This is a genomic window from Stenotrophomonas sp. 05L44_2 (assembly GCF_056665995.1).
In genome coordinates this window covers 1-7,239 of sequence record NZ_JBFTNR010000134.1, presented here as the reverse complement: position 1 = coordinate 7,239, position 7,239 = coordinate 1, and the positions used below count along the sequence as shown (strand labels likewise).

The window sequence follows — 7,239 nt, the reverse complement described above, 5'->3', positions numbered from 1 at the left end:
GTGTCGGATTGCGGGGTGTCAGCCGCATGGATGCGGCTGCCGAGCCTACAGGGACGTACTTGCGGCGTACCCGCAATCCGACACCGCACCGCCCTCCCACGGCATGCCGCTGTTGCTTTGGCTGTTGCTGTTGAAGTTGCCGGCCAGCGGCCGGCACTACCAGGTGCTACCGGGCTCGGCCCGGCCGCTACAGCCAACGGCCGTCGACCACCACGCGTCGCTCGGCCGGCACTGCGGCCACCGCCGCCGGGCCATGGTCGGCACGCACCGCCACGAAGGTGGCCGGACGACCTTCTGCAATGCCGTACTGCGGCAACCCGATCACCTCCGCCGCATGGGTGGTGACCATGTCCAGCGCCAGCATCAGGTCCGCATCGGTGTAGAAGCCCGACCGATAGCCCAGCAGCATCGCCCGCTGCAGCAGGTCGCCATTGCCATAGGGCCACCAGCAGTCGCGGATGTTGTCGTTGCCGGCGAACACGCGCACACCGGCGTCGTGCAGAGCACGCAGCGGCGGGAACGGATGGTCGCCCGGCGCATTGCTCATGATCGCTACGCCTGCGGCAGCCAAGGCCTCACCCACCTGCAGGGCCCGCGCCAACGGCACCTCGCCCAGCGCATAGGCGTGACTGACCGCCACCCTGCCCTGCAGGCCCGCCGCGCGTGTGCGCGCGGCGATCCGCAGCAGCTGCGCCAGCCCGGTCTCGCCCGGCTCGTGCAGATGGATGTCCAGACGCACGCCATAGCGCTCGGCCAGCCCGAACAACAACGCAAGCTGGCCTTCGGCATCCCCGTCCAGCGTGCTCGGGTCGATGCCTCCAAGCACCTCCACCCCGGCAGCAATCGCCTGTTCCAGAATGACCGCCGTACCCGGGCACGACATCACGCCGGCCTGTGGGAATGCCACCAACTGGATGCGCATGATGTCGGCACAACGCAGCGCCGCTTCACGCACCGCCTCCAGGTGACGCAGGCCGGTGCTGCCATCGATGTCGACGTGGCACCGCATCGCCACCGTACCGAATCCGCTGCACTGGCGGATCAGGGCCTCGGCACGATCGGCCATGGGTGCGGCGGTGGCAATCGCGGCCTTTTCCACCGCCAGACGCTCGCGCAGGCTGTTCACCGGCTGATGCGGATGCCAGCGGTCGCCGACGAAACTCTTGTCCAGGTGGATATGGCCGTCGACCAGTCCAGTCAGCACGCTAAAACCGGTCAGATCGACGCTTTCGGCTCCCTGTGCTGCTGCATCGTCGCCATTGATGCCGACAAACCGGCCATCACGGATGTGGAAATGCAGCGGGGCACCGTCGCGATCGACGCCACCATGGACGAACTGCAGGGTCATCAGGTTCTCCCGGAAAGCCAACACTGGCGCCATCCTGCCCGCCGCCGCGTCCATCGGCCAACGAAATATCTGCATGCCATGCATTCACCGGCACGATGAATCCCGTCCGCGACCGTGCGCCGCAGGGACGCCGGATACACGCCTGAACGGGTAACATGGGCGCCTGTTTCCGCTGTGATGCCGCATGGGCCCGTCCGACCGCCACGATCGTCTTCGCCGCTGGCAGGCCGCGTCCCTGCTGGTCGCTGCCCCGATCGCCAGCCTGTCCGCCACCGATGCCAACGCCAGCGCGCCCCTGCAGGCGCCGCCGGGCCAGCAGCGGATTGCCTCCGCCGCGCTGGTGGAGGTACTGCATCAGCGCGTGCTGGCCGGCCAGAGCGCCACCGCCACCCTGGAAAGCTGGTGCGCCGAGCACGGCCTGGCCGAGCAGGCCCGGGTCCGTGCCGTGCGTGTGCACGGCCAGGACAAGACCGCGCCGGCCGACGTGCTGCAGGCCCTGGGCGCCACTGCCTCCATGCCCCTGCGTTACCGGCGCGTGCAGCTGGCCTGCGGCAGCCGCGTGCTGTCCGAGGCCGACAACTGGTACCTGCCCGACCATCTCAGCCCGGCCATGAACCAGGTCCTGGACACGACCGACGAGCCGTTCGGCCGCGTGGTCGGTCCGCTCGGCTTCCAGCGCCAGACCGTGACCGACCAGACGTTCTGGCCGCCGCGCGGCGAAGGCGACCATGGTGTGATCCTGGAAGTGCGCGCACTGCTGCGCGACCGCCAGCAGCAGCCTTTCAGCTACGTCATCGAGTCGTACCTGGTGCAGGCGCTGCCGTAACGTTTCGTCCGCCCGGCATGTCCCGACCTACTGGGTGGTGATGCCGTTGGCAGCCGGATCGGTGGAGAACACGAAGCGTCCCGAATGCAGGTTCCGGCCCAGGGTGTACTCGGCCGTTGCGAATGCATAGACGGGAGGCGTGTTGCCCTTCCCGAAGGAGCGCGCCCAGGCGCTGAAACCGTCTTCGGTCCGGCTGCGGATCTCGCCGAGGCACAAGCTGTAGCCGCATGCGAACGAGACCACGTCCGTATTCCCGTCCAGCGCCGCAGTCACCGCTGACCTGTACAGCCCGGTCAGATCCTGTGCTTCCGGTTGGCGTGCGGCATCCTGCTCGAATTGGCTGACCGCCTGTGCGAATGCTCTGTTGGAACCGACCACCGCATGGAATCGTTCAACGGACATCGCCCCCTCACTCAACAGGCTGCGCTCGCCGGTGAGGAACGTTCCTTCCGCTGGCTTGGCCGCCGCAGCAATGACTGCAGACCCGGGCGAAGCGGGAGCGGTGTGCAGGGATGTTGCAGCATCGCGTATCCGTGTTGCTGCCTCAACCCGGTCGGCAGGCGCCATCGTGGCATCCTGGGCAGCGGCTGCCGGTGCTTCTTCTTTGCTGCTGCAGCCCGCGACTGCGAGCACCACAACCATCAGATGACGAACGTCCATGCGTTGTTTCCTCCCTGCTGATTGGGTGAGCATGCCATTGCTTGGCGCTGGAAGCGAAGTGCCACACAAAGAAAGGCCCGGCAATGCCGGGCCTTTCGTTTTGCATCGCTTAACGGAACCGGTAATCCAGCTGCACCCAGAACTGACGGCCATACGGGTCGTAGTTGCCGACCGGATAGAACGGCCAACCGCCACCGTTCTTGTCTGCCGGCGGGCGGCTGTCGCGCAGGTTGTTGACGATCACGCCAACCGACAGGTTTTCGCCGAACTGGCGGAACACGCTGGCGTTGTAGGTCATGTACGGTGCGATGCGGCCACTGCCATCGGTCTTGGGCAGCGAACCGAAACGGTTGCCATACAGCGTCGTGGTCCAGTCGCCCTGGTTCCAGGTGATGCTGCCATTGGYCTTGCTGCGCCACTGGTAGTCATCCAGCGAATTGCGGATGTCGCGCACTTCGTCATCGGCGAACTGCTTGTACTCATGCTCCAGCACCAGGGTGTAGGCCAGGCGCGTGGTGAAGCGGCCATAGCGACCCGCATCGAAGCGCCAGTTGCCCTTCAGGTCTATGCCGCGCACCGACTCCGATGCCGCATTGATCGGGTTGATCAGTACGCGGGTCACCTGGTCCGGCTGCACGGTGGCAGTGGAGGGGTTGCGGATCACCCGCGAAAGCGCGTCCTGGCACAGCGACGAGCTGATGTCGCGCGTTTCGCCGCCGAGGGTGCGGCCCAGCCGGCAATCGGCCTCATCACGCAGGATGCGGCTGGTGTCGAGGCTGGTCACTTCGTTGTCGATGCGGATGTCGTAGTAGTCGGCGCTGAAATCCAGCCCGGACAGTGGCGACCAGACCACGCCGAAGCCATACGACTTGGCCGACTCGGGCTGCAGCTGCGGGTTGGCGCGGTTGCTGTAGTCGATCGACAGGCCGTTGTAGTCGCAGTTGTCATACGACTGGCCGGCGGTGCGGCAGCGCCAGTAGTCGGTCATGCCGGGGTTGTAGCCTCGGGTCTCGGTGGCGAACACATAGTTCATGTCCGGCGCACGGAAGCTGGTGGCCGCGGTGCCGCGGATCAGCAGGCTTTCGATCGGACGGAATTCGACACCGAAGCTCCAGGTCGCCTTGCCGATATGCTCGCCGCCGGCGCGGTACTGGTCGTAGCGACCTGCCAGGGTGGTGGTCAGCGACTGCAGCAACGGCAGCTGCAGTTCAACACCGGCCGCATAGCGGTCACGTTCGCCACCGGCACCGATGCCGGCGCTGGTGTTCCAGAATTCGCCGGTGCCCAGGCGCGGGTCCGGGCGATTGCGGTAGCCCTGGCTGCCCGCTTCGACCACCGCGGCCAATGCGGCATCGCCACCGGGCAACGCGAACAGGCGGCCGTTGACCGTCGCGCTGAAGGTCTGCAGCCACGCGGCATTGCGGCTTTCCTGGTAGTCGGACAGGCGGCCGTACTCGTCGGGCGTCAATGGCTGGAACAGGCGCGCAGGGTCTGGTGCATAGACCTCCACGCCGTTGCGCACGCCCAGCTGCGGGCCCAGCAGGTACTCGTTGATGCCGGCCAGCAGCACCGGGCGGCGCGTGCGGTTCTCGTAGCGTGAGCGGCTGTAGACGGCCTCGTAGTCCCAGCCGCTGTCGCCGATCTGGCCCCGCGCACCGACGTTGAACGACCACGAGCTTTCCAGGAAGCGATTGGCATTGCGCGGCAGGCCGCCGATTTCCTCCGGCGCGAAGCGGCGGTACCAGCTCTCCAGGTTGCCCGTGTTCTGGTTGTAGAAGTAGTTGCGTGACGAGGTCCAGGTGGGCGCACGGGTATTGTTGTTGATCCGTGCGCTGCCCAGCGCGACATCCGCAAACAGGTCGGTGGTGTCGTTGACGTGGAAGGTCAGCAGGCCGTAACCGTTGAGGTTGCGCTTCTCGGTCTGCACGGTCCAGTAACTGGCAGCGGCTTCGTTGCTGCCGCAGTACCAGCCCTGGCGCGGGTTGTTGGCGCGCAGCACGCTGCCACCGTAGATGGACGAAGCCGCATCGCAGCCGGCGGTGCCCGGATCGATGTTGCGACCGGTGGCTGCATTGCGACGATAGGCGACGGCCGTCGGCTGCGGCGCCTTGCCGGTGGGGTCATCGTCCAGCGAATCCATGAAATCGCGCTGGCGCGCGTGGATCGCCTTGCGCACGTCCAGTTCGAAGCCGAACAGGCCTTCCCAGCGTTCGCCCGAGCTGCCTCCCACCACCTGCACGCGCTGGTTGTCACCACCGCCCTGCTGGGTGCCGCCGGCACGCACGTTGACGTCCACGCCGTCGAAGCGGTCCTTGAGGATGATGTTGACCACGCCGGCGATGGCATCGGAGCCATACACCGCAGACGCGCCGGCAGCCAGCACCTCGATGCGCTCGATCAGCGCACTGGGGATGTTGGCCAGGTTGACCACGTTCACCGAGCCTTCGTAGGCCAGCGGATAGTCGGCCTGGCGGCGACCGTTGACCAGCACCAGCGTGCGGTTCGGGCCCAGGCCACGCAGGTTGATGGTGTTCGCCGCCGGGGTGAAGGTATTGCCGAAGTCCTCGCCCTGCACGTTGCCGGTGTTCTCGGTGAGCGCGCTCAACGCATCGAATGCATTGCGGTAGCCCTGCGCATCGATCTGCTCGCGGCTGATCACCGTGACAGGCGACGGCCCCTCGACACTGGCACGCGGGATGCGCGAGCCGGTGACCTTCACTTCCTGCAATGAGGTGGGTGCGCTTTCCTGCGCGAAGGCCGGCAACGAGGCCAGCATCAGTGACGACAAGGCAAGCACCAGCGGACGCGGGCGCAGCGCCAGGGAAGAGGCGGACATGGGCTTCCTGGGGGAGTTGGGCGGGTGGTCCGGGGCGCTGACGACGGTGTGCGCATAACGATCCCGTAACGAAAGTGTCCTGAACGGATGGTTGCAACGGAAATGACCAGGCTTGATGGCGTTATGCCTGAACCGAATCAGACCGCAGCCAGTGACCACGCCGCATTTGCAACTTCTTTCATTGTTCCCCCTCGCCGGCCTGCGGCATCGTCGCACCCCATGAACCGGTATTTCCCTACTTCCTTGCCACCGCTGCGACCGGTGCTGCGCCGCCACCTCCTGCTGCTCCAGCACGGGCCTGTGGTGCTGCGCCCGTTGCAGCGTTCAGACCTTTCCGCCTGGCGTCACCACTATCGTCAGGTCGAACGCAGCGGCAACCCGCCTGACCATTTCGATGCCGAAGCCCATTTCCTCTGCGGTGTTCAGCGTTCGCAGCTGCAACACGACAACGATCAGTTGCTGCTGGGCAGCTTCGACGCAGCGGGTGAGCTGCTGGACCAGTTGAACCTGCGCCTGCATTGCGCGCATGCGCGCAGCGTTGAACTGCGTTGGCTGCATGCCGCAGGCTGTCCCCAGCGGCGGCAGCTGCACGCTTCGTTGCAGGCGCTGTGCACGTTCCTGTTCGAACAGGTGGGGATCCGCCGCCTGTTCGTACTGCTGCCGCCCGATGCAGGCAGCGCGCTGGTCGCTACCCTGCAGGCGATCGGCTTCGAGCGCGAAGGCCTGCTGCGCGACCACCACCTGGATGTCGAAGGCTGGCAGGACCGCCAGCTCTACGCCCTGACAGCCCCTGCCTGGCTGCAACGGCAGTCAGCAGAGAACTAGCGCACCCGCTCCAGCGAAGCATCCGCGCCGGTCAACACGCTGCAGGCATGGTCCTGCAGCTCCTCGGCGCTGGCATCGTTGTCGCTGCCGGGATCCAGCTGCGTGGCCAGCAGGATGAAACCCGGCGCGCCATGCACGTCCTCGTGCCCCGCCACCAGCAGGCTCCATTGGCCAACCCTGTCCACACCGCTCAGGCCATAGGCCAGCAGGTTGAGGGGATTGGCAGTCAACGCCTCGCCCGGCAGCAGCCGCGCCTGGTATTGATGGCCGCGCAGCCTTACCGGCAGCGGTGCCCACTGCGCGCCGAGGGCCGCGCGATTGTCTTCCAGCGCCCGCAGCACGTCGGCGCGCAGGCAATCGACGTGGATGTGCAGCTGGTGCTGTGAACGTCCATGCGGCGAGTTCAATGCCAGGCTGGCGACGCTGCGCGGCAACCGCTGGCCAAGTGCCTGCTCGGTACGAGCGCGGGCCTGCCAGGCGGCAGCAAAGTAATTGGGTGCCCCGCGCCGGTACAACGCGGGACTTTCGATGCCACTGACCTTGTCCAGTGGCATAAGCAGGAACTGATAGCGGCCGTGCGCGTCCTTGACCAGCACATCGCGGTGATCAACGGCCGGGCGCACCTGYAGGCAATCGCCGCGTGGCGACTGTGCGCCTTGGCAATCACGTTCGATCAGGCGCCACAGCGCATCCGAATGGGCCGGTGGCGGCGCAGGGGGCACGCTGGCACAACCGGCCAGCAAC

The 7,239-nt window shown here is 66.5% G+C and carries 6 protein-coding genes; 2 read left to right on the top strand and 4 right to left on the bottom strand.

The annotated features are described in order from the left end of the window. Positions 1-187: 187 nt before the first annotated feature. Complete coding sequence (locus tag AC1VAN_RS06695; protein ID WP_442251978.1) at positions 188-1,348, bottom strand: amidohydrolase family protein; 1,161 nt, start codon at positions 1,346-1,348, stop codon at positions 188-190. Between the two features lie 184 nt (positions 1,349-1,532). Here AC1VAN_RS06695 and AC1VAN_RS06690 point away from each other — a divergent pair, with 184 nt between their 5' ends. After that, complete coding sequence (locus AC1VAN_RS06690; RefSeq protein WP_480985508.1) at positions 1,533-2,174, top strand: hypothetical protein; 642 nt, start codon at positions 1,533-1,535, stop codon at positions 2,172-2,174. 27 nt (positions 2,175-2,201) lie between these two features. On the opposite strand, the gene AC1VAN_RS06685 is transcribed toward AC1VAN_RS06690, so the two are convergent. Both AC1VAN_RS06685 and AC1VAN_RS06680 read right to left on the bottom strand, forming a co-directional pair. Further along, on the bottom strand, positions 2,202-2,918 hold the full coding sequence (locus AC1VAN_RS06685; RefSeq protein WP_478046347.1) for a hypothetical protein: 717 nt from the start codon (positions 2,916-2,918) through the stop codon (positions 2,202-2,204). Positions 2,919-2,943: 25 nt separating this feature from the next. Next, positions 2,944-5,670, bottom strand: coding sequence for a TonB-dependent receptor plug domain-containing protein (locus AC1VAN_RS06680; RefSeq protein WP_480985507.1), 2,727 nt, complete (start codon positions 5,668-5,670; stop codon positions 2,944-2,946). Between the two features lie 219 nt (positions 5,671-5,889). On the opposite strand from AC1VAN_RS06680, the gene AC1VAN_RS06675 reads away from it, so the two are divergent. Next, positions 5,890-6,495 carry a GNAT family N-acetyltransferase gene (locus AC1VAN_RS06675; protein ID WP_032975270.1) on the top strand — a complete coding sequence of 202 codons (606 nt, stop codon included), beginning with the start codon at positions 5,890-5,892 and terminating at the stop codon, positions 6,493-6,495. Here AC1VAN_RS06675 and AC1VAN_RS06670 read toward each other — a convergent pair. Continuing rightward, the gene (locus AC1VAN_RS06670; RefSeq protein WP_480985506.1) at positions 6,492-7,238 is read right to left on the bottom strand and encodes a CDP-diacylglycerol diphosphatase; all 747 of its coding nucleotides are present in this window, start codon (positions 7,236-7,238) and stop codon (positions 6,492-6,494) included. The two genes, AC1VAN_RS06675 and AC1VAN_RS06670, sit on opposite strands and share 4 nt — an antisense overlap. Position 7,239: the final 1 nt, after the last annotated feature.